This is a genomic window from Hymenobacter sp. HDW8 (assembly GCF_011305775.1).
GTDB lineage: Bacteria > Bacteroidota > Bacteroidia > Cytophagales > Hymenobacteraceae > Hymenobacter > Hymenobacter radiodurans.
The window spans coordinates 1,324,601-1,349,281 of the sequence record NZ_CP049907.1 but is presented as its reverse complement, the minus strand read 5'-3'; the positions used below and the strand labels follow the sequence as shown (position 1 = coordinate 1,349,281).

Here is a 24,681-nt window from a genome sequence, read left to right as displayed (position 1 = left end):
TTGCCCGATCGTCACGGTTTTGTTGCGTAAAATTTAGGTAGCGACCCATTCATGTGTTAAAAAAGCCCCCTCACTTATACTGGGGGCTTTTTTACTCATTAACCCGAGTGATACGGGAAGCACCTACGTCGCTCACCTTCACGCTATTGGGGTTGCCACTGTACTCAATCACGCTGGCACCCACGGCATCAGCCCGAAGCGACTCCTCAATCCGTAGGCGGGCCTTGCTCATGCCAGCCAGATCCACATCGGCCGAGCGGGCAGTGAAGTTAGCGGCCGCCAATTCGCAGGCGCCGGCACCGTCTACTTCTAATGTCTCGGCGCGGCCTTGCAATGTGGTGCGGCAAGCACCAGCCAAATCCAGATTCAGCGTGCGATAGTCACCATTCAACCGTAAGTGACTAGCGCCGGCCTGATCTACTTCTAGTGTCGATTGGTTTGAAAAGCCTGATACATCGGCGCGCACGGCTCCGGCTAAATCCAGCTTGTCCAGCGCAGGCATCTCAATCGTGATCAACACCTTCTCGCGGTCGTCATCACGGCCCCAGTTGCCACCAAAAAGGGAGCGGTTGCGGGGACGTACTAACAACTCATCGCCCTCGCGGTCTACTCTCAGATCACGCAGTTCCCGCTCTGGACCAGCCGCTGTCACCCGGAAGGTGTTGCCTGACCGAATAACTGTCCGGTAAGAACCCACCACCGTTACTTCCCGAAACCCATCCATATTATACGTCTCACGGCCCGAGCCGTAGTCATCGGCGTTGGTAGAGAAGCTGGGGGCACCGCCGTAATCCAGGGATACGTTTGTGTCGCCGGTTTCTTCATTCTCGTCAATATCAATATTGATCTCGCCTTCCTCGTCCGTGTTCTCGTCCTCGTCCGTGGTTCTGTGCAGATCTTCCTCCGTGCAGTCAATGCACTCGAGCTCGTTGCCTTTCAGGCGATAGAGATGTTGCTCTACGTTCTCGGGCATATCGTTGTCGACGAAGTTGTCGCTGCCGAGCCAGTGCGCCGCGCCTTGGCTCAACCGAATGGTCCGATTGCGGGGCAATTTGAGCGTCACATCTACTCCTTGGTCGCGGAAGCGAGCGTTTGGGCGGAAGGTAAAGTGATCATCGAAGCGCAGGGTAGTGTCGTTTACCTGCCGCACATTATAGGCTATGCTGCTAAGGGCCATCTGGCGAGCTTCTTCCTCGGTAGCGCCTTCAGCTCGGAACGTTTTGTCAACAGAAACCACCTGATTGCTGTCTACGGCGGCTATCTGCGCGCTCACCCATTGGTCGTGGCCGTTGTCGGTTCCCCGGATATCCAGATAGAGGTTAGAGGCACGCAGGGTTGGGAAAGCCTGGTTTTGCGTCACGTCGGCCTCTTCTTGGAAATCGTGGCTGATGCGGGTGGCACCGATGGAGGTACCCACTATACCCAGCAACCACAGGCCCAGCAACGTCAAGCCTACTGTACGAGTAAGAATGGAGCGGCGGAGTAACAAGCCCAAACCACCCAGCAACAGCGCAAGAGCAGGAATGGCAGTGGTCAGATAGAAGGCCAACATTGCCCATACTGGAACGCCATTGAGGAAAACGTGCGCCGGAATATCACCAGTCATGAAGCTGTTGGTGGCTGGAACCATGCCCAGTCCGATACCTAAGGCTATAGTGAGGCCCAGCAGCATCGAGAAACCGATAATGACTAGCAGGATGCCAGCAAACACCCGAATCAGGGAGCCTAGGAAGTTAACCAGCGGGCGCAGATTGCGGGCTAGCTCTTCCAAAAATGTTCCTACCTGGCGGCCGCTCCCTGCTACGCCGCCAGCTTCAAAAGCGTTGTTGCGCAGGCTATTGTCGATGCCAGAGAGGGTTACTGCGTCGCCGCGCATCCGCATCTTTTCAGATACGGTGCGGGCTTCGGGTATCACAATCCACAACAACAAGTAGAGCAGCAGGCCAAAGCCGGTAAACAAGCTCAGCACAAACAGGATGCGGATTAGGGTAACATCGGCTTTGAAATAAGCAGCTAAGCCAGCCGAAACGCCCCCGATTTTACCGGTATCCGTGTCGCGGAAAAGCTTCCGCTCGCCGGTGGCCTCACCAATACCCACTGGGTCGGGTAGGTCGTTGCGCTTGGGCAATACAGCCCACAGAATCACGTAGGCCAGAATGGTGAAGGCCGGTAAGGCACCCACAAAGTCGCCGATAACAACGGAGAACAGCGAAGCAAGCGCAATCAGCCGGATCCAAACGGCATTGATACCAAAGTAGTGAGCCAAGCCAGCGCAGACACCAGCAATCTTCTTGTTGGCTACATCGCGGAAAAGACGACGGGGCTCGGCAGCATCGGCGGCAGCAGTAGCAGAGGCTGCGCCGGCACCAGCGCCGGTGGTGTTGTAAGCATACTCGGGGCGAGCGTAGGTGCCAGCAGCCGTGCCGCTATTTACGGCGGAGGCGAGGAGCTCTTCGTCGTCCTCGGCATCGTCGGCGGCTTGGAAATCGCGCACCCGGCCCATTTTGGCGGTCATGGCCTCCACATCCTCCAGCGAAATAATTTGCTTGGTAGGGGAGAGGCGAGCCACAAATAGCTCGGCGATGCGGCTCTCAATGTCGGCCACGATTTCCTCGTGTCCGCGGTAGCCGCTGAAGTGGGCTTTTACCTCGGCCAGGTAGCGGCTGAGTACGTCGTAGCCATCTTCCTCGATGTGAAAGATGATGCCCTGGAGGTTGATACTGATGTTCTTTTTCATCTCAGTGCTGCAAGAAAACGTCGAAAGAAAGGTGGAAGCGGCGCTACTGCTGCGCCGGAGCAGTGCCGTTCACATGCGGCTTTTGGCGAATGATGCGGATTGAGTCGGCAACTTCTTCCCAAGTCAAGCGCAGCTGGTGCAAAAACTCCAGACCAACGGAGGTAAGGGTGTAGTACTTGCGCGGTGGCCCTGACGTGGACTCCTTCCAAGTATAATCAAGTAAACCCGCATTTTTTAGTCGGGTCAGGAGCGGATACAGCGTGCCTTCCACTACGATCATGCGAGCGGAAGTTAGCTCTTCCAGCATATCGGAGGCGTAGACCTCGCCGCGGGCGATAATTTCCAGAATGCAGAATTCCAGGATGCCCTTCCGCATCTGCACTTGGGTGTTCTCTACTTTCATGGGCTTGAGGCAGATATCGGTGAAGAATGAGTCAAAGATAACAGAAGGTACTATGTAACGCAAGGTACTTGTCAAAAATATTTTTGCAGAATGCTATTGAGGCGCGTTTTATAGTGAGAGAAAACATGTAACATCAAATAAAAAAGCCCCCCAGATCACATCTGGGGGGCTTTTTTACTTCCTAATAATTTCTTTTAGATCACTGAAATAAAAATGAGGCGCTTTTACTGATGAGTGGAAAGCAGGAGACGAGTCGAAGAGAAATAACAATGCTTAGGTAGGATCAGATGATAATAAGCAGAAGCTGTAAAACTGAATTTTGTCCCCCACGCATTTCTCACTTCCCAAAAAGCCCCCCGCTACCGCCCGGCCCGATTTATGCGGACCAAGCAGGCATTATTAGCCCGATTAGGCCAGCAGACGCACTAGAAATAAGTAACTTGCGCTACTGCTGCAATTATTCGTTTTTCCCTACTTTATTCTATGCTGCACTTCTCCAAAGTAGTCCCGTTGCTGGTTGGCTTGGGACTGAGCTTGGGCGCGGCGCCCGCCGCGTGGGCACAGTCGAACGATGCCACTCCTAAGTACAGCAATGAATTCCTGAATATCGGGGTTGGCGGCCGGGCTCTTGGTATGGGCAATACCCAGGTCAGCATCGTGCAGGATGCTACCGCTGGCTACTGGAACCCAGCCGGTTTGCTCGATTTGAAAACTAAGTACGATGGCGTGCTCATGCACTCCGAGCTTTTTTCGGGCATTGTAAAAAACGACTATGCGGCCTTTGCTATGCCGCTCGATGAGAATAGCGCCATTGGGGCTAGCATAATCCGCTTGGGCGTTGATGATATTGCCGACACCCGCGACCTCGTGAATGAGTACGGCTACATCCAGTACGACCGGATTCGTTATTTCTCCGTGGCCGACTATGCATTGCTACTCTCGTATGCCCGGCGCATTGGTGCTATCGAGGGCTTAAAGCTGGGTGTCAACGCCAAGATTATCTACCGCAACGTTGGCAAATTCGCTAATGCCTACGGGTTTGGCGTCGATGCCGGCTTGCAATACGAGCACCAAGGCTGGCGCCTCGGCCTGATGGCCCGCGATATTACTACCACCTTTAATGTGTGGTCTATTGATGCAGATGAGTTCAAAGGATCTGCTACTACCATCGACGAAATTCCGAGTAACAGCTCGGAAGTAACGCTACCGCGCCTCGTGTTGGGTGTAGCGCGCGCTATTAAGTTGCCCGGTCAGTTCACGGCCCTCGTCGCCACCGATCTGGAAATGACCACCGACGGGCAGCGCAATACACCTATTTCTACGGGCTTAATCAGCATCGATCCGCACGCGGGCTTAGAAATCGGTTACAACAACATCGTGTTTCTGCGCGGCGGGGTCAGTAACTTTCAGAAGATACAGGCCTTTAACGGCAAAGAGGAGTGGAAAGCCCAGCCGAGCCTTGGCGTAGGTGTAGCTACCAGCGGTCTGCGCTTGGACTTAGCGTTGTCGCGGCTGGCGGTGGAAAAACTGGGGCAGCGCTCCCAAACCAACTCTATTATCGTCTCGCTGGGCTACGGATTTAAATAAGCAAGTGAATGAGTACTGGCGATGGGTTAACCATCTGGCCAGCCGATTATTCAGCCATACCATTAGCATGAAACAAAAGTACACGTTACGCTACCTGCTGGGGGCTTTTTAGGGCTCCTACTGCTGTTCAGTAGTCTCCCAGCTGCCGCACAGTCGGGCCCTTACGGCAACGAGTGGATAGTGCCAGGTCAGCAGTATTATAAGATCAGGGTAACGCAGGATGGCATTCACCGCCTCGACAACCAATACCTAACTCGCGCTGGCCTGAGCAACGGCACCGATCCGCGCCGCCTGCAACTCTGGCGGCGGGGCCAGGAAGTAGCTATCTATGTGGGTGGCAACCAAACCAGCCTCGACCCCAGCACTTTCATCGAGTTCTATGGCCAGCGCAACGATGGGCGCCTGGACCGCGGCATGTATAAAAAGGCCGGGGATCAACCGCAGCCATTGTATAGCCTTTTCACGGATACCGCCGCTTATTTCCTGACGGTGGCCCCCACGGCTACTGGCCGGCGCATGGCGGAGCCCACCGCAGCGGCTTCAGCTGGTCAGCCTTACCACTTACAGCAACGGCAGCGTATATTTTCTAACGAATACTCTGATATAACCGAGGGGGTGCTCGCTTATATGCCGTGGGCCGGTGCTGGTGAAGGGTTTCTCTCAGGCGCCTTTGGGCGCAATGCTGCCAATCCGGTAGAATACGAAGTTGATTCTCTACAAAGTATCCTCACTAATGGGCCAGCGCCGCGTGTAAAAATTGGCTTAGCTGGCACCAGTGATACCGACCATATCACGCAGGTGTCGGTAGTAGGAAGCGGTGGTGCAGTGCGTTTATTAGGCACTGTGGCCAATTATGATAGCTTTAATCGTGTCGAGGCTGAGTTTCCGCTTCTTCGCTCAGATATCAGTTCGGAAGGAAAGGTAAAACTGCGCTTCGAAGGATTAGGGGCAAATGACAGTCGCTTTCCTCGCGATAGATCCCGGCTGGGCTACATTACTATAATTGCCCCCGCGATAACCGCGTGCTTGGTGAGCGGCGTAGCACAGCCTTCACCAACGATTCTACGCTAACCGGCCCTGCTACGTTCACCTTAGAGAATGCCCCATCCACCCTGCGCGGCTATGACGTCACAGACCCCGCCAACGTGCAGCGTGTGGAAGGAAGCGCTCAACGAACCTACGTGTTTCCGGCGGCTAATGGCCGCACGCGCCGACTACTGTTCGCTGATGTAGCACGCCCACAGGTACCACTTCCGGCTCGTTTGATTCGGTTTCGGACCTTGGTTCCCAACGCGTATAGCTTCCTTATTGTAAGTCATGAGACTTTAATGCGCCCTGCGGGTAATGTGCCCAACCCCGTGCGTGCTTACTCCAACTATCGGGCATCGGCTGCTGGTGGCCGCTATGATACGTTGGTGGTAACCAGCCAGCAACTCTACGATCAGTTTCACTATGGCGAGAAATCTCCCCTAGCCATTCGTCAATTTGCGCAATGGATGCTAACGAGCAATCGTGAGAAATTTCTGTTGCTGTTGGGTAAAGGCCTATCCACGGGTTGGGGAACGGGCGGAATTTATCATCGTAAAAATCCGCTTCAGCTTCCAGCCCAAGACTTGGTTACGGCTAGTACCCGTGCCGCATCTGATATATTTTTTACCGCCGACTGGCAGCGTAATCAATACGTAGCACGCATCCCGACTGGCCGCGTCTCAGCTCGTACTTCGCAAGAGGTAGCGAACTATTTAAAAAAGCTTCAGGAGCATGAGGCTTTAGGACCAGAGCCTTGGCGAAAGAATCTCTTACATCTGGCCGGTGGTGCTAATGAAAGTGAGTTTGCTCAGTTTCAGAGCTATGTAAATGGGTACAAGGAGCGAGCTGAAAAGCCTTGCTTTGGAGGCACAGTGGTAAAAACTTACACGCGCGATACACCCGGCGACTACCAGCGCTTTCCAATTACCATCAATATTGCACCGGAGCTAAATGCTGGCTTAAGCTTGATTACGTACTTTGGCCACGGTGCACCCGAAGTGTTCGACCTGAACTTGGGCGATATCAATGACCCGAGTAATAACTATAATAACCGCAGTAAATACCCCGTATTTATTGTGAATGGCTGCGCTGGGGGCAACGCTTTTGGCGGATTTACATCGATAGGTGAAGCTTGGACACTTGCAGCTGATAAGGGGGCTGTAGGCTTTCTCGCTGACTCGGATTTTGGCTACGACGGTCAGCTGGACGCTTACTGTGACCGTCTGTATCAATTACTTTTCAATGACCCTCAGTGGTATGGCAAGCCCATAGCGGTGATCCAAACAGAAGTATCGCGCCGTCTACAAACAGTATTTGGCACGAATCCGAATGGTATTTCGCTGATCTTGAATACCATCTGGCAAGGTGACCCCGCGCTAAAGCTTTACGCGCCCGACAAGCCAGATTTCGCTACCGCCGATCCACGCTTGCAAATTGCCCCCCAGGCGCCCGAAACTACAGTTCAGGCTTCATCGCCCCGCTTTCAATTGCGGGTAGGCGTGAGCAATGCTGGTAGCCTCTGCTCCGGCAGCACAAGCCTGGGTATTTCCGTAACGCGCCGCTATCCGGCAACGGCTACGCGGCCCGCTGAGGTTCTGCGTTTCGAGGTTCCGCAGCCCCGCCGCGACACGACTTACGTTTTTGAGTTGACAAATACAGGCAATGTATTCGGCGAAAACGAGTTCACAGTTGTGCTGGACGAAGGCAATAAAATTGCCGAGCTAAGCGAGACAAATAACCAAGCAACGATTAAGTTTAACTTTTTGCAAGGCGGCGTTACGGCCCTCAGTCCTCCCGAGTTTTCGATTGTATCTAATCCGGCCGTCCGCTTAATTGGGCAAAATAACGACCCCAAAGGCCAGCTGCGCTTCTATGAAATGGAGCTAGATACGGTGCCAACGTTCAATAGCCCACTAGTGCGCCGCACCACCGTACAGGCTGCTGTGGCCCCGGAGTGGAAGCCAACTTTGCCCCCACGGCCGGCCGCGACAGTGTAGTATGGTATTGGCGGTTGCGTTTTCAAACCAGCGGCCCCAGCGAAAATCAGGAGTGGGCTGTCAGTTCTTTCCGTTTCATTAACGGTAGCCCCGGCGGTTGGTCGCAGAGCCACCACGGACAGTTTCGCCGCGATGGACGCACTACTGTGGATGTTGCGGCTCCATCGGGCAAGTGGGACTTCAGCGACCAAAGTATTGGCGTGAAGCTTTCTACCCGCGGCGGAAGCACCGGCGCCGGCCCTACTTTCCTGACTTCCTACGGCATTGCGCCGGAAGGTACCAGTCCGTACGTGATCAACTGTGCGCCCTCAACGCCCAATATGTTGGCGGCCGTATTTGATGGACTGACGTTGAAGGCGGTGCGCAACGTGCCGGGCGCATACGATTCCTGCGGTCTTAAACCCAATATGTATTATCACTTCGCCCGCGAAGGGACAGCTGATAACCTGAATACGCCTGCCCGTCAGGCGCAGCTTCTGGCCTTGCTGAATAACCTAAAGCCTGGTCAGTACGTGGCGCTGGTATCGATGAATAAGGTGAACTTTTCTTCCTTCTCGCCCGAGTTGAAAACGGCGCTGAAGTCACTTGGTTCGCAGCTTATTGATCAGCTGCAAGACGGCGACCCATTCGTATTCCTAGGGCAAAAGGGCCCCGGCGCCCGGCCGGCGCAGGAGCGTACATTCGACGCGGCTAGCACGGTGGCTCGCGCTGAGCAAGTCATAACTCTAGACGCCTTCCTGCGCACCCGCGCTGCCCGCGGCACGATAACTTCTACCCTGATTGGGCCGGCCAAGCAGTGGGGTACACTCTTCCATACGGTGCGCACGGAGGCATCCGATGGCTACACGCTCCGGCTGATTGGTATTGATAAAGACGGCAATCAGCGACAGCTAAATCCCGACGTGAAAAACCGGCAATTGGCCTTGGCTGGCGTATCGGCACAGGACTACCCTTATTTGCAGCTGGTGCTACAGATGCGCGACACGCTCAACCGGACGGCTCCACAGCTCAAGCAATGGCTGGTAACTTATGAGGGCTTGCCAGAAGGAATTGTGCGCCGCGACTTGGCAGAAGCGAAAGATGCGAAAGTATACGATGCCGCTACGTTGGCCCAGCAGGCCATGAGCCGCGGCGAATTAACCTTTCCGGTTTACTTCCAAAACGTATCGTCTGTGGCGTTTGGCCAGCCACTTATTGCCGAAATCACGGTGCGCGACGCCAGCAATAATGTGCGCACGGCTAAAATTCAGTCGCTCCGTCCGCTCAAAGCCGACTCGACGGCTACGTTCAATATCCGCCTCGATGTGCGCGGGTTGCTGGGGAACATTACGGGGCAGGTAAACGTGAATCCACGCTTGCTGCCGGAACAGTTCTACTTTAACAACGAGCTGATACTGCCGCCTTTCACGATAGAAGACCGCAATACGCCGCCCGTACTCGATGTGGCCTTCGATGGGCAGCATATCTTGGATGGCGATATCGTGTCGCCGATGCCCGTTATCATGGTGCAACTCAATGATGAGGACAAGTTGAATGCCGTCCGCGACCCTAGCAACTTTGACTTGTTCCTGACGAAGCCCGGCGAATCTATTCCAATTAAGGTGCCGATGACAGGCTCCGATGTACTGTTCACGACCGACGTAGAGAAAGGAATCGCGCGCGTCGAATATCAGCCGGGTAAGCAGACGCCTTTGCTAAATGGTATCTACAAGCTGGAAGTGCAGGGCCGCGACGCCACTAATCTAGCGGCTAGCACGCAGCGCTACTCCATTCGGTTCGAGGTGATTAACGAGTCGACCATTACGAATTTCTATCCGTATCCGAACCCTATTACCAGCAAAGCCAAGTTCGTGTTTACGCTCACGGGCGCCGAGCTGCCTCGCGACCTGAAAATTCAGGTGATGACGCTGACGGGCAAAGTGGTTCGCGAGATAATGATGGCTGAACTCGGGCCTCTGCACATCGGCAACAACATCACCGACTATGCCTGGGATGGCACCGATGAGTTTGGTGACCAATTGGCAAACGGTACCTACCTGTACCGCGTGGTAATGGATAACCCTGGCCAGTTTGAGCGCCGCCGTACTGCCGGCGACCAGGCCTTCAAGAAAGATTGGGGTAAGCTAGTGCTATTGCGTTAACCTTTATTTAAGCACAAAAAAAGCCCCCAGAGAAGTTCTGGGGGACTTTTTTTGTGCTATTTACTTTTGCAATTAACGCCGACGCAGGGTCACGAAACTGAACGGATAGGCGTGCTTCTCATCAGGCCCATGACGTTCCCGAGTTTCTTCGCGCCATTCCGTGTGACTGAGGTCGGGGAAAGTAACATCGCCCTCAAAGTCGTAGTGCACTTCGGTCAGGTAAATCGTGTCGGCCGCCGACAGGGACTGACGGTAGATCTCGCCGCCGCCAATGACAAAGATATTTTCATCGTGCGTTTGGGCCAATTCTATTGCTTCGGGTACAGAGTAAGTTGTTTCCGTGCCGTCGGCTTTCCAGTCAGGCTGACGGGTCACCACAATATTCTGCCGCCCCGGCAGCGGCTTCCCGATGGCCTCAAACGTGCGCCGGCCCATAATAATTGGGTGACCCAGCGTCAGGGCTTTGAAATGCTTCAAATCTTTCGGCAAGTGCCAGATAAGCTGATTATCACGACCTATAACGCCATTCTGAGCTACTGCTACTACTAAAGCAATCATATAATTCTTTCGATTAACGAGAAGTGTTTTCTTCTCACTCTATTCCGCGATGTCAAGTTGCTGCAAGCGCAGTCGGACATTGCGTAATAGCTTATTGTGGGCCGGAAGCAGATGGCTATTTCTGCAATGCCGACAGATTAAAACCGCGCAGAAACTCCTGGATCGACATGCGCTTTTTACCTTCTAGCTGTACGTCCAGCAGATCTAGTAGGCCATTGGTCGTTTGTACGCGCAGATACGTCCGACCGTCGGAAAACCATGTACCCGGATACGTGGTGGTAGGGCCGGTGGAGTCTTCATCATCCAGGGCCTGAGCACGAAATACCTTGAGGGTGCGGCCATCAGGTAGCGTGGCGAAGGCCGTGGGGATGGGGGAGAGGCCGCGCACCAAATTCACCAGCTGGGGGGCATGTTGCTTGAAATCGAGGCGGCCAGTTTCCTTCTGAATCTTGGGAGCGGCGCGCAGTTCCCTGTTTTCTATTTGGGGCAAGCTAGGCGCGGTACCATCCGCAATGGCTTGCACGGTGCGCAGTGCCAGCGCTGCACCGGCTATTTTTAGTTTTTCATACAAGGAGCCAAAATCGTCCTCATCTGTAATCGGCACGACATCCTGAAAAATCAAGTCGCCAGTGTCAATCTCATGGCGCAGGAAAAAGGATGTGACGCCCGTTTGCGTTTCACCGTGAATTAGCGCCCAGTTGATCGGCGCTGCTCCCCGATACTGCGGCAGCAACGAGGCGTGTATATTAATGGAGCCCATGGGCGGCATGCTCCACACGGCCTGCGGCAACATCCGAAAAGCCACTACCACCTGCAAATCAGCCTCGAAGTCCTTCAGCGCAGCCTGAAATTCCGGGTCTTTCAGATTGGTGGGCTGCAATACGGGCACATTATGCGCCTGCGCGGCCTGCTTCACTGCCGACTCGGCTAGCTGGCGTCCGCGCCCGGCAGGCTTATCGGGAGCCGTAATGACTGCCACCACCACGCACCCAGGCCAGGAAAGCAAGGATTCCAGCGTAGGTACGGCAAATTCGGGCGTACCCATGAAGACAATGCGCAGGGGTTGAAGCATAATACTTAGTTGCGGTGAACAGAGATAAAGGGTTGTGTATGCCGTACTAGCATAGCTTTTATGTGATTACGCGCCTCGCTAGCACAGCGGCAGGTTACGCCTCAGGATACAACAGGTACTTCTTGCGCATAGCCTTGTACTGGCTCAACGCCGGCTCCCAGGTCTTACGAATCTCAGCCTCCGACTTACCGGCGATAATTTGCTGGCGTAGGGCTGCCGTACCAACTAGGCGCTCAAATCCTTTATTAAAGAAGTTTGCTTTATCGGTACTCTGTTGGTAGAAGTCGAGCAGGTATTTCAGCGTGAAACCGATGTCGCCGTTGGTCTGGCGTAGGTCGAGGCCGTAGCAAAGCTTGCCTTTTTGGGGTGGCGCGGTAGAGGCAGCGTTAGGAGTAGGCGTGAAGCTGAACGGGCGGCTAGTTGGCTGAGTAGGCGCACCAATTACTTCAAACGGCATCGCTGTGCCCCGGCCCACGCTGACATCCGTGCCCTCAAACAGACACATCGTTGCATACAGATCAACTGAGTGTGCGTTCGGTAGGTTGGGCGAGGGACGTACGGGCAGCTTGTAGCGGGTGGTATGGGTGTAGCCTTCCACTGGTATCACCGTCAGGGAGCATTTTTTGCCCCCCGCGAGCCAGCCTTCCCCATTTATCATTTGCGCCAGCTCGCCCATTGTTAGCCCATGAACCACCGGAATAGGGTTCAGGCCGACGAAGGTTTTAAACTGCGGCTCCAGCACCGGTCCATCTACGTAATGGCCGTTGGGGTTGGGACGATCCAGCACAATTACCGTTTTGCCCTGCTCGGCGGCGGCCTCCATTACATAATGTAAGGTGCTACTGAACGTATAGAACCGAGCACCCACGTCCTGAATGTCGAATACCAACACATCTAGGTCTTTCAGCATTTCGGGCGTGGGCTTGTGGGTGGCGCCGTAGAGGGAGCGCACGGGCAGACCGCTACGAGCATCGCGCCCATCCTTAATCGTAGCTCCATCAGCCTCTTCGCCCCGAAAGCCGTGCTCGGGAGCAAAGATGGTCTTGACCTGAATGCCTTGCCGAAGGAGCGTATCTACTAAGTGAGAGCGGCCCACCAGCGAGGTCTGATTGACGACTAGCCCCACGCGTTTGCCTTTAAGCAAGGGCAAGTAGCGGTTGCCCAGCTCAGCGCCCATGCGCGGACCCTCCATAATTTGCTGCGGCGCCGACTGCGCTGTTACCGGCGCGACTGCTGTACTGGCTTTGGTAGTCGTGCTGGGGGGCAAAATTGGTGTGGTTTGGGCTGCGGAGCAGTTGGCCATCAGTACACTCAAACTTAGCAGACTAGGGAGGAAGGACGAATACATGCGCAAAATGGGGCTAGAAAACTGGATGGGTTAGAGTAGCTTTACGGCAGTGAATATATCGCGCTACATCTCCAGTAAGATTGACGGAGCCGACTCCGGGTCGTTTACTTCGTCGGTGACAAAAATAGCCATTATCAGCATTGCCCTTGGGCTGGCTGTGATGATTGTGTCATTTTCCATCCTGGAGGGCTTCCGCAACGAGATTCAAAGCAAGATATTTTCCTTTGGCGCGCACCTGCAAATCAGCAAGTACGACACCAATAACTCCCTGAACGCCGAGCCCATCAGCGGGCCGCGCCTGATTCAAACCTTGCGTCGTTCGCCGCAGGTAGATGTTATCCAGCCCTTTGCCCGCAAGACGGCAATTATCAAAACCAAGGATGAGGTGCTGGGCATCGTGCTCAAAGGTATCGATGAGAAAACCAGTCGCTCGCCCATGCGCCAAAATCTGGTGGCTGGTGAGTTTCTGACATTTCCCGATTCCAGCGCCAGCAACGACGTGCTGCTTTCCCGTAAAGTGGCCGATAAGTTGCGTTTGAAAGTTGGCGATGAGGCGCTGTTTTATTTCATCCAAAATCCGCCCCGGGTGCGCAAATTCCAGGTGCGCGGTATTTATCAGACCGGCCTCGATGAGTTTGACGAGGTGTACATCATTGGCGATATTCGGCAGATTCGGGAGCTGAACGCTTGGCCCGACACGTTGGTGGGCGGACTGGAAGTGACGTTACGCGACTTTCAGCGCCTCGACCCTGTGTCGGATACCTTGTACGAAACCCTACCCTACGACCTGAAGCTGGACAAGATTACCGATCAGTACGCCCAGCTTTTCGACTGGCTGAAGCTGCTAAACAAGAACGTTGTCATCTTCCTGATCCTCATCATCTTCGTGGCTACCTTCAATATGGTGGCTACTATATTTATCATGATTCTGGAGCGCACCAATATGATTGGTGTGCTCAAAGCCATCGGCGCTACCGATAACCAGATCCGGAGCATGTTTTTCTTTCGAGGCCTAAGCCTGACCTTGCGCGGCATGCTTATCGGCAACCTAATCGGTCTGGGTTTCTGCGCCTTACAGTACTACACGCACCTTATTCCCCTCGACCCTGAGAACTACTACATGGACCGCGTGCCGATTCACTGGGACCTTACCATTATCATCGTCCTGAATGTGGCCACTTTCCTCACGTCGCTCTTAGCCGTACTCATCCCAACGTACCTGATTTCGCGCATTATGCCCGTAGCCGCTATCAAGTTCGACTAAATTAGCTAGATAAGAGTATCCTATAAAAAGCCCCCAGCGCATTACTGGGGGGCTTTTTTATGTAGCGAAGTGTCGGTCCTGCTTTCTGCGCTAGTCGAGGTGCCGGCTTTGCAGAATCAGGTTCGGATTGGGGCACAAAGCGGCCCATTTCTCGCGCTCCGCTGGGAGCGCTACGCCCGGGAAATCACCCTCTAGGCCCTGCATATCAGCTATAACCTGAAAGTGAAGGTGAGGTGGCCAATCGCCATTCTCGGGGTGTGGGCCTACTTCGGCAAACGTGACGCCCGGCTCCACCAGCATTCCCGGCCGCAGCAACGCCACTTCACGGCGGCCTAAGTGCCCATAGAGGGTATAAAATGTGGTGCCTTCCAGCTTGTGCTCCAGAATAACGGTAGGGCCATAATCGCCGAAATTATCATTGTCGGCGAGGCTGTGTACGGTAGCTGGCAAGGGCGACCAAACGGGCGTGCCGGCCCGCACCCAAACATCGACACCGAGGTGCAAAGAGCGCGCTGGCACGGCTGGGTCGCCAAACAAACCAGGGCTGCGGCGGTAGATAATACGATTCTCCAAATAGCCACCAACCCCAATTAATGCTTCCTGAGCTTCCAGCAGTTCAGTTACCAACTCCTCAAAAGCAGCGGTATCGCGCAAATCAGCCTCCAAGACTCGCGGATTACGGTCAGTAAAGTCGAGCCGACATACTTCCGGGCTGTTCAGGTCAATGGGCAGCACCGGCCCGAATTGCGCCTGATGCCGTTGTAAGAGTTGAGAAAGTTCAGTCATATAAATTTCGGGAGCAGATGACCGTTTATGAGGCATTCGTAAATAATGAAAGCTCATAACCGCGCTGACCTTACCACGTAAAGTCGAGCGCAAGCTAAGGTCTGAGCAGCATTAATCCCGTACTTTTGTACCTAGGTTTCCAAGTTCCTAAGCCCCAGTCCTCCATCCAGAATGAGCAGTCCTTACCTCACCCTCCACGTTGTCGAGCTCACCCACGAAACGCCCGACGCCGTTACTATCCATCTTGAACAACCCACCCGTCAGCCCATTGCCTGTCAGCCCGGCCAGTTTCTAACCCTGATTCTGCCCTGCGGTCCGGGGGGCAAAAAAGAGCGCCGCGCCTACTCCCTGAGCAGCACGCCGCACGAAGCCCCGCGCCTGTCCGTCACGGTAAAGCGGGTGCCGGGCGGTTTGGTAAGCAACTATCTGCTTGATACAGTGCGCGTAGGTCAGCAAATCGAGGCAATGGCGCCGCTCGGCAACTTTACGGTGAAGCCCAGCCCAAAATCGGCCCGCTCGTTGGTGCTGGTGGGTGCCGGCAGCGGCATTACGCCCCTGATGAGCATATTGAAAGCCGTGCTACGCGAGGAGCCACAAAGCCATATCTTGCTCGTGTATGGCAACCGCAACGAAGAATCTGTGATTTTTCGGCAGCAGCTGGCCACGCTGGAGCAGGAGTCGGGGGGGCGTTTGCAAGTCGAGCACGTATATAGCCAACCTTCTAACCCTGCCGCTACGCAGCACAAAGGCCGCCTGAACCGCACTATGCTGCTGCGCATTCTGGAGCAGCGCCACCAGTTCCCAGCCGAGCAAGCCGAATACTACTTGTGTGGCCCCGATGGCTTGATGCAGGAAGCTCGCTCTGCGCTGGAGTTACTAGGTGTTCCTGCTGCTAATATTCATCGTGAAAGCTTTGTAGCCGCAGCCGACAGCACCGAAGCCGCTGCTGCCCAGCCAAACGGTCACGGCGACGTATCAACGGCCGACGACGATGGCAAAATCGTGACCCGCACGGTAACTATTAATTATGAAGGCAGTGAGTATAAACTGGTAGTTGAGCCCAACCAAACGATTCTGGAAGCGGCTCTCGATCAGGATATCGACTTGCCATATTCCTGCCAAGCAGGCTTGTGCACGGCTTGCCGCGGCAAGTGCCTTTCGGGCAAAGTGCACTTGGATGAGCGTGAAGGCTTATCCGACTCCGAAATGAAACAAGGCTACGTACTTACTTGCGTTGGTCATCCGCTCACAGCCGACGTCGTTATTGAGATAGCATAAAGACCTGGCGGAACGGAATTTCGCGTAAATGCCTCATGTTGAGGCTGATTTGTACTAAGTTGATAGGAATTTGCCTCAACTATCGACAACATTAAATCGCTGGCTTATCTTGTACTCCCTATGCTACACGCCGCCCCCGAAATTCAACTCGCCTCGGCCACAGATACCCAGCGCCCAGCGCGCCGCTACTTGCCCGAAGATTTTGTCGTAACAGATTGGTCTGCCCTTGAATCATATTTTATTGAGCTGCGCGACCGGGAAATAAATGCCCCCCAGGAGCTGGAAGAGTGGCTGCTCGACCGGAGTGAACTGGAAAGCGCGTTGAGTGAAAACCTGGCGTGGCGCTACATCCGCATGACCTGCGATACGCAGGATGAGGAACGCGCCGAAGCCTTCCAATACTTCGTGAGTGAAATTGAGCCTAACGTAGCGCCCTACGACCACGCCCTGAACGAAAAGCTCATCCAATCGGAGTACGTGGGCGAGCTGGATCCGCAGCGGTATCGTGTGTTTATCCGTTCGGTTCGGCAAGCTTTGGAGATTTATCGGGCCGAGAATATTCCGCTCAAAACCGATATCAGCACGAAGCAGCAGCAATATGCGGCTACAGTAGGCGCGATGACGGTCACGATAAACGGGGAGGAAATGACGCTGCCGCGGGCAGCTGATTTCCTGAAAAACCCTGATCGGGCAGTACGTGAGCAAGCTTACATAGCTGTGCAGGAGCGACGCTTACAAGACAAAGACTCTCTCGATACGTTATTTACGCAGTTGGTGCGTTTGCGTCACCAGATGGCTCTGAACGCGGGTTTTAAGAACTTCCGCGATTACATGTTTGCCGCGCTGGGCCGCTTCGACTACACGCCCCAGGATTGCTTCAACTTCCACCGCGCCATTCGCGAAACGGTAGTGCCGCTCATCGACGACCTCGACTTAGAGCGCCGCCAGGATCTGAATCTGCCAGAGCTGCGCCCGTGGGACTTGGATGTGGATGTGAGCGGTAAAGCGCCGTTGCGCCCATTCGAGACGGGCGCGGAGCTGCTCGAAAAAACCATCACCGTTTTCCAACACCTTGACCCTTATCTCGGTGATTGTCTGCGTACGATGCGTCAGATGGGCCATCTTGATTTGGAGTCGCGAAAGGGTAAAGCACCTGGTGGCTACAACTATCCGCTGGATGAAACCGGGGTGCCGTTCATCTTCATGAACGCTACCTCCTCCCTGCGCGATGTGGTTACGATGCTGCACGAAGGCGGCCACGCCGTGCACTCTTTCCTGACCCGTACGTTGCCGCTATCGGCCGACAAGCACCCACCGAGTGAAGTAGCCGAGTTGGCCTCCATGAGCATGGAGCTAATGAGCATGGACCATTGGGATGAGTTTTTCCCGGATGCTGATGAACTGCGTCGGGCTAAGAAAACGCATCTGGAGAGCGTACTTGAAACCTTCCCTTGGGTAGCTACCATCGATAAGTTTCAGCACTGGATTTACGAAAACCCGGAGCATACCACGGAGCAGCGCCATGAGCGCTGGGTGCAGGTATTCGACGAGTTTAACCAACGCACGGTGAGCTGGAAAGGCCTTGAGCAATACAAGCCATATCTGTGGCAGAAGCAGTTGCATCTGTATGAGGTGCCGTTCTACTATATTGAGTACGCCATGGCTCAGCTTGGTGCTATTGCCGTGTGGCGTAATTACCGTCAGAATCCGCAGCAGGGCCTAGAGGCCTATAAGCGCGCTTTGGCGTTGGGCTACACGGCGCCCATCGGCGAAATTTATGCTGCTGCTGGCATCCGCTTCGATTTTAGCACTGAGTATCTGCGCTCCCTGGCTGACTTTGTGCGTGAGGAAATGGCTCGGTTGTAAGGAATAGAGGCATAACTCACTACTACCCAAAAAAGCCCCCAGAACTATCTGGGGGCTTTTTTGGGTAGTAGTGAATTTATGTCTATTGCTGCAACTCGAACAAAGGCACAGGCTGTAACTGCCGGTACTCACCACCTATCTTAGAAATCTCAGACTCGTGCAGCTTTAAGTAGTTGTTAAACTGTTTAGCCGCCTGATCGTAGCGGACGCGGTAGCCAACCACTTCATTATCAGCTGTCTTAATGTTTTCGGTAAGCGTCTGTACAGTTTCGTTGACAGGGCCACTAGCAGGGAGTGCTACTGCGTAAACTGCCCGTAGCACCGAATCCTGAGCGTTGTCGTAAGCATCAATGCGTTCAGAAGCAGCCATGCTTTGTTGGTTGTAGCGCAACGCTTTAAGCCGCTCATTAGCGCGTGTTAGCTGTTGCACCTGAGTTGCATTGGTATCGGGTTGCTTGCGCAACTCGCTCAGTACTTGTGTAGTGGCTTCTATTTTGGCGTCGTCACTGGCTATCATTGTCTTCCAGCGTACATCCAGCGTGTCGCGGAATACATCGAGCTGTGCCTTGGCAGCGGCCGGCGATACAGGATCGACAACGGCATTTTTGTTGGCTGGGTCAGTTTTGCAGGCCGTAAAGGCGGCCACAAATAGAAAGAATGCTAGCTGAATTAACTTTTTCATAGGGGCAATAACGCCGAAGTTCGGCGAAGAAATACATGGTAAGGGTTAAACAGGTTTAAATTGTTCAAATAGTTGTCGACAGTCGTTGCAATAGTGCATAGAACGGCACAAAGTGGCTCCAAAAGGCGTCCGCAGCTCCGTATTATGACTGTTGCAGTGCGGACACTGGGCGTACTCCAGAATATCAAGGTCCAGAATTCCTTGGTACGTGGGCGGAGGCGCAAGGCCAAAGTTCTTCAGTGCCTCCCGACCTTTCTCCGAAACCATATTTGTATCCCAAGGTTCCTCAAAGCTCATTTCGGTGGTCACTTCGGCTATGCCGTGCGCTTGTAGTGTTTGTACTACGTCGCGCTGCATATAGTCCATGGCCGGGCAGCCCGAAAACGTCGGCGTCATCTTCACTGTTACGCGTCCTCTCTCGTCTATCACTACGTCGCGGATTACTCCCAAATCCACCAAGGAAAGCACTGGAATCTCGGGGTCTTTTACCGCTTCGAGCCAGGTAAGAATGGTGGCCTTATCCATGAGTAGTGAGTAATGAACTTCGGTTTAGAGGTTACGGGTGCTAAGGTTGAACAAACAACAACCCATTACCATTCCGCCGTCGGATCGACCCGAAACACTTCGGCCATCTCATCCAGTAAGGGCTGCAGATATTCTGTGTGTTGACCAACTCGCCCACCATAGACGGGTGTAAGGGTAGCCAAATCGGGAATATCCAACGCAGTTTGACTCAGCACTTTGGTAATATTCTCCTGCCAGTGGGCCTTGATTTCATCTTCGCCCACGAAGATGCCTTCGGAGATAATCTCATCCTCGGCCGCAGTCTTCTCAAACAACCCCAGCGCGTAGGGCAAGGTGTAATTCAGTGAGTTCTGCAGTCGCTCAATAGCTTCTTCCGTCGAGCTACCAAGCTGCTTTATCCAGGTATTGGCGTGCAGGGTGTGGTACTTCAACTCGCCTTTGAACTTGCGCGCCACCTGAGCCAACGGCTCGTAGCTGCTGTGGCTCAGCGCCTCGAAGCGCAGGATTTCGGCGTGATCGTACAGGAAATGACGAATCAGGCTGAAGTCGTATTCCCCGATGGGCAGTTCCACTAGTTGCGCGCAATGGAACTGGGGGCATTTCTGGTGAAAGCTACCGTGTCGGGCTCCGCTTCGCCGAGCTGGTGCAGGAGGGTATAGAGCTGCAGACTGTGGCCCAGTTTATCTTGAGCCATGGAAGAAAAGGCAATGTCTTCTTCCAGAATTGGCCCCAAGCCGTTCCACTCGGAGTTGCGATGACCTAGGATTAGCTGGTCGTCGGCCAGGCGGTAGAGCAGGTCTTTTAACGCGTCGGTGTTCATGCTTGGGGGGCGTTTTCGGGGTTTTCAGCTTTGAAGCGCTCAATCTTGTCCTGTACTTTGTAAGCCAGGGCGTCGCGGTATTTCTTTTCCGGGGTCGTCGACCAGATGTCGCGGTCGTCTTCGTCGGAGCGCAGAATATCGGCCGAGCGAATCACCCACACATTTACTACTGGCTTTTGCTCGCCAAAAACTGCTTTGGCTTGCTGTAAGGCCATTGCATGCGAGCTAGCCCGCACTTTACCCACGTGCACGTGGGCTTTGCCGCGCTTCTTCAGGTGAAAAATATCGTAGTCTTCCTCACCCGCCGCGTAAGCTGCCTGTTCCTCCGCCGATTCGGAAAGTGGTGCTTCCGTGGGCTCATTTTGCCCCCCAGGCAGCGTGTCGTACACAGAACCGGCATCGTCGCCGTACGCTGTCACCTGCACGGCGCTGGTCGGCGTCACCCACAGACCAGTACAGGCAAAACGACGGCTATACTGCTCTTTGCCAAACAGAAAAGCCACTTCTAAAGAAGGTGCGTGCACTGGCCCCACGTAAGCGTAAGCTGTACCTTCCTTTTTCTGGTGAAACACTTCGTAGGTCTCGAACTGGTCTAGCTCGGGCTTATCCGGTGGAGGCAGGGGCGAATCGGGCAGCCCTAGGCGGGAAATGCGCGGGTCGAGGGAGGAAAGGGACATGGGAGAATCGTGTGTCAAGCTAATAAACGTCATGCAGAGCGGCAGCGAGGCATCTCGCTCGCGGTCGTTGCAATGGTAGCTTCAACGAAGCGAGCGAGATGCTTCGCTGCCGCTCTGCATGACGTTCTACTTTATTTCAATCTGACTATGCTAGGGGCTTCACGTACTTCGCCTTAGGCGAAAGCAAAGCGCGGCGTACCCAAGCACCGTTCTCTTCCGCAGCGCGGCGTACGGCTAGTCGCTCAGCATTGCAAGGCCCGTCGCCGTTGATAACACGCTTGAAATCTTCCCAATCAGGCTCGGTGAATTCCCACACGCCATCTTCGTTTTTACGCAGCTTGGCATCGGGCACCGTCAGACCAAGTTCCCAGATTTTGGGCACGTACATATCGAGGAATTGCTGGCGGCAATGGTCGTTGGAGGCCATCTTTACCTTCCAACGCATCAGAATCTCAGTGTGCACGCTCATCTTATCTGAAGGACCGAAGAAGGTCATAATCGGCGGCCACCAACGGTTCAGCGCCTCCTGAATCATGCGGCGCTGAATGGGCGTACCGGTAGCCAAATGTACCACGGCATCGTGGCCGTACTTCAAGTGAAAGCTTTCCTCGGCACAAATCCGCTCCAGGGCGCGGCAATATGGACCGTAGCTGCCTTTGGCGTTGGCCATCTGGTTGACGATGGCGCCGGCGTCAATCAGCCAGGAAATAACGTTGGAATCAGCCCAAGTGAAGGCAGGATAGTTGAAGACGTTGGAGTACTTACTCTTACCGTTAATCAGGTCAGAAAGCATCTGCTCGCGGGTTTTGCCTAGCGTTTCAGCCGCTGAATACAGCAGCTGAGCGTGGCCTACTTCATCCTGCACTTTGGCCATTTGGGCCATTTTGCGACGGAAGCCAGGAGCCCGCGTAATCCAGGTGCCCTCGGGCAAGGAGCCGATGATTTCGGAGTGGGCGTGCTGCTCAATCATGCGAATGAGCTGCTTGCGGTACAAAGCCGGCATCCAGTCGCGGGGCTCGATTTTTTCGCCGCGGGCAATGCGTGCCTCAAACTCAGCCAACAGAATTGGATCTTCGTTTTCGAGGCCGGTAGCGGCGCTGGCCGGAATATCGTGGGTGCTTGCGGAGCCGTACATAAGGGTGGGATTATGAAGGTGGAATGCTGAGATTAGGAGTTAGCCAGACCAAGTAACAACTGGTCGGCCAAGCGATGCGCAATTTCACTGGGGGGCAATTTGCCCTCGGGCTTGTACCAAGTCGGCAGCCAATTCAGGCTGGCCAACAGGGTGAGCGTGGCAAAGGCGGCATCAGGCGTGCGCAGGTCGTTTTGCTCAATACCGCGCTGAATTAATAGGCGGAAACCGGCTTCGTACCGCTCGCGCAAAGCCAAAAAATCGGTGCGGGCTGGTTCACTCAGGTGGCGCCACTCGTGCAAAAACACGGCGGAAGCAGCTACATCCTGGGTCAGTACGCGCACGTGACTCTCGATGGCCCGCCGCAGCTGTAACGCGGCTGGCTCGGCCGCATCATGGGTAGCAGCCGCGAAACCGGCAAAAAAATCGTCGGCCAAGCGGAAGCAAATGCGGTGTAGCAACTCCTGCTTAGACTTAATATGGGAGTACAAGCTGCCCGCCTCCAAGCCCAACGCCTCCGCTAGCTCGCGCATGCTCGTGGCCGCAAAACCCCGCGTCCGGAACAGGGCCGTAGCCGTCTGGTCGATCTGGGCTTTCCGCGAAAGGGTAGGAGCAGTGGCTTCCATATTCTAGTCAACAAAGCTAAGGTTCCTAACGTTCGTTAGCAAGTGGAAGTTGCGTTTAGTATAGTGCTGCAAATCACTGCCTAAACCCAATACTGCTCAGCGGTAAACCTTATGAGCAAATTGCCGCCAACGCCAGCCCAAAACCTCACGTACCTTTGCACCTATGAGCGACATCACACCTCTCGACAAAGTCGGCGAGTTCGGCCTTATCCGCCGCATCCAAGAAACCATCACCCTACGCCAGCCCAGCACCACGCTCGGCATTGGCGACGACGCCGCCATCCTGACGCCCGCTGCCCAACACGATATCGTGGTGAGCACCGACCTGCTTGTGGAAGGCGTGCACTTCGACCTTACATTTTGCCCCCTGAAGCACGTGGGCTACAAAGCCGTGGCCGTCAATGTGTCGGATATTGCCGCTATGAATGCCCTGCCCACGCAAATCGTGGTGGGCCTCGCCATCGGCAGCCGCTATTCCGTGGAGGCCATTGAGGAGCTATACGAAGGAATGCGCCTGGCCTGCGAAGCCTACAACGTGGACCTAGTAGGCGGCGACACCACTGCCAGCCGCGGCGGCCTCACCATCAGCATCACGGCCATGGGCCAGGTAGAAACCGGCCGCGCCGTGCGCCGCAGCGGGGCCCAGCCCAACGACCTCATCTGCGTGACCGGCGACCTCGGGGGGCTTTTTTGGGCCTGCAAGTGCTCGAACGCGAAAAAGCCGCCTTCCTCGCCGACCCCGAAATGCAGCCCGAGCTAGCTAACTACACCTACGTGCTCCAGCGTCAGCTTCGTCCCGAAGCCCGCCTGGACATCATCCACGAGCTGCGCGACCTGGGCCTCACACCCACCAGCATGATCGATATTTCCGACGGTCTGGCCTCCGAAATCCTGCACATCTGCACGGCCTCGGGTACGGGAGCCCGCATTTTCTCTGAGAATCTGCCCGCCGCCAACCCTATGCTGGAAGTCGCCAACGAGTTCAACCTCGACCCCATCATGTGCATGCTCAACGGTGGCGAAGATTACGAACTACTCTTCACGCTGCCCCTAGCCGACCACGCTAAAATCAAAAACCATCCCGACATCACCATCCTCGGCCACATCACCGAGAAAAGCGACGGTGTAAACCTTATCACCAAAGCCGGCCAGCCCGTCCCCATCACCGCGCAAGGGTTTCAGCATTTCTAGATCGTAGTGCCTTGTAGATTACCAAGAAAAAGCCCCCAGACTAGTCTGGGGGGCTTTTTCTTGGTGAAACTCATCTTAAACCTAATCCTCAGGATAAGGCACGTACACGAAATTCGTAAACTCCTCATCCAGCACGAATAAGCAGCAGTACTCTTCCGGATCTTTATACGTCTGCTCAAAAGCTTCAATGCCTTCCGGGCTGATAACGCGCTGCTGCACAAATACATCCAGATAGGAGGCAAACACGTGCCACTCCAGGTTTAGCTCATCGGCATTCACCAAAAGGCCCCCAGCGGCACCTCCTGCCGGGCAAACACGAAGATGGGATACTTCGAAATCTCCCGCTTCCGAATTTGGTAAGAAGCTTCTTTCAGCGTATCCGATACCGTAGCGAAGTCCTTGGTGATGGTGCCAAGATATTTACCGTTCAGTTCGGGGTCGTTAGAGTAGTCCATATTTACAACTCATTGTTTTTTAAGCGTACCAAGATCATGAGAGGATAACTGGTTTTACGTGAGGCGTCATACTCTAGCAAGCGAGAAACAGTAAACCAGCGTACTTGGTGTTTATAGTTAATGAGCTTTAATAGAAGGTTATTACCGGACTGTTTGAACTTGAAACGGTAATTCCCACTACCGTTTATTGCAGTGACAAAGTATCCATGCCCAATACATGGGAAATAAGCAGACTGACTTATGCTTGATTTTGAGGTGAATGACCAACTCAAGAATTTACAAACTTCTGCTTCTTCTAAATAATAAATTGGGTTGTTATGAAAGAATATAGAATCCCGAGAAAAGACATTACTGGTGTCACTGGTCCACCAATTCTGATGTGTGGAGTAAGGTTTCTTTCTGCTTTCTGCAAAATCTTTTTGCAACGTCTCTCTCAGTGAGCTTTGCCCAAAACTTTGATGGAAGGTTATTATGAGCCCAAATAAGATAAGTAAACGCATAGGTTAA

At 54.3% G+C, this 24,681-nt stretch carries 19 protein-coding genes and 3 pseudogenes; 8 read left to right on the top strand and 14 right to left on the bottom strand.

Annotated elements, in window-relative coordinates; translation table 11 throughout:
- Positions 1 to 91: 91 nt before the first annotated feature.
- Positions 92 to 2,737, bottom strand: a complete 2,646-nt coding sequence (locus tag G7064_RS05510) for a PspC domain-containing protein (RefSeq protein ID WP_166072803.1) — start codon at positions 2,735 to 2,737, stop codon at positions 92 to 94.
- Between the two features lie 43 nt (positions 2,738 to 2,780).
- Positions 2,781 to 3,140 carry a PadR family transcriptional regulator gene (locus G7064_RS05505; RefSeq protein WP_133274623.1) on the bottom strand — a complete coding sequence of 120 codons (360 nt, stop codon included), beginning with the start codon at positions 3,138 to 3,140 and terminating at the stop codon, positions 2,781 to 2,783.
- A gap of 483 nt (positions 3,141 to 3,623) precedes the next feature.
- Here G7064_RS05505 and G7064_RS05500 point away from each other — a divergent pair, with 483 nt between their 5' ends.
- The 4 genes from G7064_RS05500 to G7064_RS05485 all read left to right on the top strand — a co-directional run bounded on the left by G7064_RS05500 (position 3,624) and on the right by G7064_RS05485 (position 9,894).
- Positions 3,624 to 4,727, top strand: coding sequence for a PorV/PorQ family protein (locus G7064_RS05500; RefSeq protein ID WP_166072802.1), 1,104 nt, complete (start codon positions 3,624 to 3,626; stop codon positions 4,725 to 4,727).
- 180 nt (positions 4,728 to 4,907) lie between these two features.
- Positions 4,908 to 5,798, top strand: coding sequence for a hypothetical protein (locus G7064_RS05495; protein ID WP_166072801.1), 891 nt, complete (start codon positions 4,908 to 4,910; stop codon positions 5,796 to 5,798).
- Entirely contained in the window at positions 5,750 to 7,753 is a 2,004-nt protein-coding gene (locus G7064_RS05490) for a C25 family cysteine peptidase (RefSeq protein ID WP_166072800.1), read from the top strand. The genes G7064_RS05495 and G7064_RS05490 overlap by 49 nt, the downstream gene beginning before the upstream one ends.
- Entirely contained in the window at positions 7,711 to 9,894 is a 2,184-nt protein-coding gene (locus G7064_RS05485) for an interleukin-like EMT inducer domain-containing protein (protein WP_166072799.1), read from the top strand. The genes G7064_RS05490 and G7064_RS05485 overlap by 43 nt, the downstream gene beginning before the upstream one ends.
- Before the next feature lie 72 nt (positions 9,895 to 9,966).
- Here the strand turns inward: G7064_RS05485 and G7064_RS05480 are convergent, their stop codons facing one another.
- The 3 genes from G7064_RS05480 to G7064_RS05470 all read right to left on the bottom strand — a co-directional run bounded on the left by G7064_RS05480 (position 9,967) and on the right by G7064_RS05470 (position 12,872).
- Positions 9,967 to 10,452, bottom strand: a complete 486-nt coding sequence (locus G7064_RS05480) for a dihydrofolate reductase (protein ID WP_166072798.1) — start codon at positions 10,450 to 10,452, stop codon at positions 9,967 to 9,969.
- Positions 10,453 to 10,567: 115 nt separating this feature from the next.
- Positions 10,568 to 11,524, bottom strand: a complete 957-nt coding sequence (fmt, locus tag G7064_RS05475) for a methionyl-tRNA formyltransferase (RefSeq protein ID WP_166072797.1) — start codon at positions 11,522 to 11,524, stop codon at positions 10,568 to 10,570.
- 94 nt (positions 11,525 to 11,618) lie between these two features.
- Complete coding sequence (locus G7064_RS05470) at positions 11,619 to 12,872, bottom strand: exo-beta-N-acetylmuramidase NamZ domain-containing protein (RefSeq protein ID WP_166072796.1); 1,254 nt, start codon at positions 12,870 to 12,872, stop codon at positions 11,619 to 11,621.
- Positions 12,873 to 12,921: 49 nt separating this feature from the next.
- Here G7064_RS05470 and G7064_RS05465 point away from each other — a divergent pair, with 49 nt between their 5' ends.
- Positions 12,922 to 14,136, top strand: coding sequence for an ABC transporter permease (locus tag G7064_RS05465; protein WP_133272226.1), 1,215 nt, complete (start codon positions 12,922 to 12,924; stop codon positions 14,134 to 14,136).
- Between the two features lie 90 nt (positions 14,137 to 14,226).
- Here the strand turns inward: G7064_RS05465 and G7064_RS05460 are convergent, their stop codons facing one another.
- A complete protein-coding gene (locus G7064_RS05460; protein ID WP_166072795.1) occupies positions 14,227 to 14,922 on the bottom strand; it encodes a peptidoglycan DD-metalloendopeptidase family protein in 696 nt (231 codons plus the stop codon).
- Between the two features lie 171 nt (positions 14,923 to 15,093).
- Between G7064_RS05460 and G7064_RS05455 the strand changes: the two genes are divergently transcribed.
- Together G7064_RS05455 and G7064_RS05450 are read left to right on the top strand one after the other, a co-directional pair.
- The gene (locus G7064_RS05455) at positions 15,094 to 16,200 is read left to right on the top strand and encodes a ferredoxin--NADP reductase (RefSeq protein WP_166072794.1); all 1,107 of its coding nucleotides are present in this window, start codon (positions 15,094 to 15,096) and stop codon (positions 16,198 to 16,200) included.
- Between the two features lie 120 nt (positions 16,201 to 16,320).
- Complete coding sequence (locus G7064_RS05450; protein ID WP_166072793.1) at positions 16,321 to 18,066, top strand: M3 family oligoendopeptidase; 1,746 nt, start codon at positions 16,321 to 16,323, stop codon at positions 18,064 to 18,066.
- Between the two features lie 82 nt (positions 18,067 to 18,148).
- Here G7064_RS05450 and G7064_RS05445 read toward each other — a convergent pair whose 3' ends face one another.
- From G7064_RS05445 to G7064_RS05420, 6 genes and pseudogenes are all read right to left on the bottom strand, one after another.
- Entirely contained in the window at positions 18,149 to 18,748 is a 600-nt protein-coding gene (locus tag G7064_RS05445; RefSeq protein ID WP_166072792.1) for a hypothetical protein, read from the bottom strand.
- A 45-nt stretch (positions 18,749 to 18,793) separates the two neighbouring features.
- Positions 18,794 to 19,273: a 1,2-phenylacetyl-CoA epoxidase subunit PaaD gene (paaD, locus tag G7064_RS05440; RefSeq protein ID WP_166072790.1), complete on the bottom strand. Its 480-nt coding sequence runs from the start codon at positions 19,271 to 19,273 to the stop codon at positions 18,794 to 18,796.
- 65 nt (positions 19,274 to 19,338) lie between these two features.
- Positions 19,339 to 20,093, bottom strand: a pseudogene (paaC, locus tag G7064_RS05435) (1,2-phenylacetyl-CoA epoxidase subunit PaaC).
- On the bottom strand, positions 20,090 to 20,770 hold the full coding sequence (locus G7064_RS05430; protein WP_166072789.1) for a phenylacetic acid degradation b: 681 nt from the start codon (positions 20,768 to 20,770) through the stop codon (positions 20,090 to 20,092). The pseudogene paaC and the gene G7064_RS05430 overlap by 4 nt, the downstream one beginning before the upstream one ends.
- A 145-nt stretch (positions 20,771 to 20,915) precedes the next feature.
- Positions 20,916 to 21,905 carry a 1,2-phenylacetyl-CoA epoxidase subunit PaaA gene (gene paaA, locus G7064_RS05425; protein WP_166072788.1) on the bottom strand — a complete coding sequence of 330 codons (990 nt, stop codon included), beginning with the start codon at positions 21,903 to 21,905 and terminating at the stop codon, positions 20,916 to 20,918.
- A 32-nt stretch (positions 21,906 to 21,937) separates the two neighbouring features.
- The gene (locus tag G7064_RS05420; RefSeq protein WP_166072786.1) at positions 21,938 to 22,528 is read right to left on the bottom strand and encodes a TetR/AcrR family transcriptional regulator; all 591 of its coding nucleotides are present in this window, start codon (positions 22,526 to 22,528) and stop codon (positions 21,938 to 21,940) included.
- A 163-nt stretch (positions 22,529 to 22,691) separates the two neighbouring features.
- On the opposite strand from G7064_RS05420, the pseudogene thiL reads away from it, so the two are divergent.
- A pseudogene (gene thiL, locus G7064_RS05415) lies at positions 22,692 to 23,719 on the top strand (thiamine-phosphate kinase).
- Positions 23,720 to 23,800: 81 nt separating this feature from the next.
- Here thiL and G7064_RS05410 read toward each other — a convergent pair.
- Together G7064_RS05410 and G7064_RS05405 are read right to left on the bottom strand one after the other, a co-directional pair.
- Positions 23,801 to 24,174, bottom strand: a pseudogene (locus G7064_RS05410) (hypothetical protein).
- Between the two features lie 2 nt (positions 24,175 to 24,176).
- Positions 24,177 to 24,674: a hypothetical protein gene (locus G7064_RS05405; RefSeq protein ID WP_166072784.1), complete on the bottom strand. Its 498-nt coding sequence runs from the start codon at positions 24,672 to 24,674 to the stop codon at positions 24,177 to 24,179.
- Positions 24,675 to 24,681: the final 7 nt, after the last annotated feature.

Coding starts and splice junctions, on each gene's coding strand:
- G7064_RS05510 (WP_166072803.1), bottom strand. CDS start 2,737: ATGAAAAAGAACATCAGTATCAACCTCCAGGGCATCATCTTTCACATC.
- G7064_RS05505 (WP_133274623.1), bottom strand. CDS start 3,140: ATGAAAGTAGAGAACACCCAAGTGCAGATGCGGAAGGGCATCCTGGAA.
- G7064_RS05500 (WP_166072802.1), top strand. CDS start 3,624: ATGCTGCACTTCTCCAAAGTAGTCCCGTTGCTGGTTGGCTTGGGACTG.
- G7064_RS05480 (WP_166072798.1), bottom strand. CDS start 10,452: ATGATTGCTTTAGTAGTAGCAGTAGCTCAGAATGGCGTTATAGGTCGT.
- fmt (WP_166072797.1), bottom strand. CDS start 11,524: ATGCTTCAACCCCTGCGCATTGTCTTCATGGGTACGCCCGAATTTGCC.
- G7064_RS05470 (WP_166072796.1), bottom strand. CDS start 12,872: ATGTATTCGTCCTTCCTCCCTAGTCTGCTAAGTTTGAGTGTACTGATG.
- G7064_RS05460 (WP_166072795.1), bottom strand. CDS start 14,922: ATGACTGAACTTTCTCAACTCTTACAACGGCATCAGGCGCAATTCGGG.
- G7064_RS05455 (WP_166072794.1), top strand. CDS start 15,094: ATGAGCAGTCCTTACCTCACCCTCCACGTTGTCGAGCTCACCCACGAA.
- G7064_RS05450 (WP_166072793.1), top strand. CDS start 16,321: ATGCTACACGCCGCCCCCGAAATTCAACTCGCCTCGGCCACAGATACC.
- G7064_RS05445 (WP_166072792.1), bottom strand. CDS start 18,748: ATGAAAAAGTTAATTCAGCTAGCATTCTTTCTATTTGTGGCCGCCTTT.
- paaD (WP_166072790.1), bottom strand. CDS start 19,273: ATGGATAAGGCCACCATTCTTACCTGGCTCGAAGCGGTAAAAGACCCC.
- G7064_RS05430 (WP_166072789.1), bottom strand. CDS start 20,770: ATGTCCCTTTCCTCCCTCGACCCGCGCATTTCCCGCCTAGGGCTGCCC.
- paaA (WP_166072788.1), bottom strand. CDS start 21,905: ATGTACGGCTCCGCAAGCACCCACGATATTCCGGCCAGCGCCGCTACC.
- G7064_RS05420 (WP_166072786.1), bottom strand. CDS start 22,528: ATGGAAGCCACTGCTCCTACCCTTTCGCGGAAAGCCCAGATCGACCAG.
- G7064_RS05405 (WP_166072784.1), bottom strand. CDS start 24,674: ATGCGTTTACTTATCTTATTTGGGCTCATAATAACCTTCCATCAAAGT.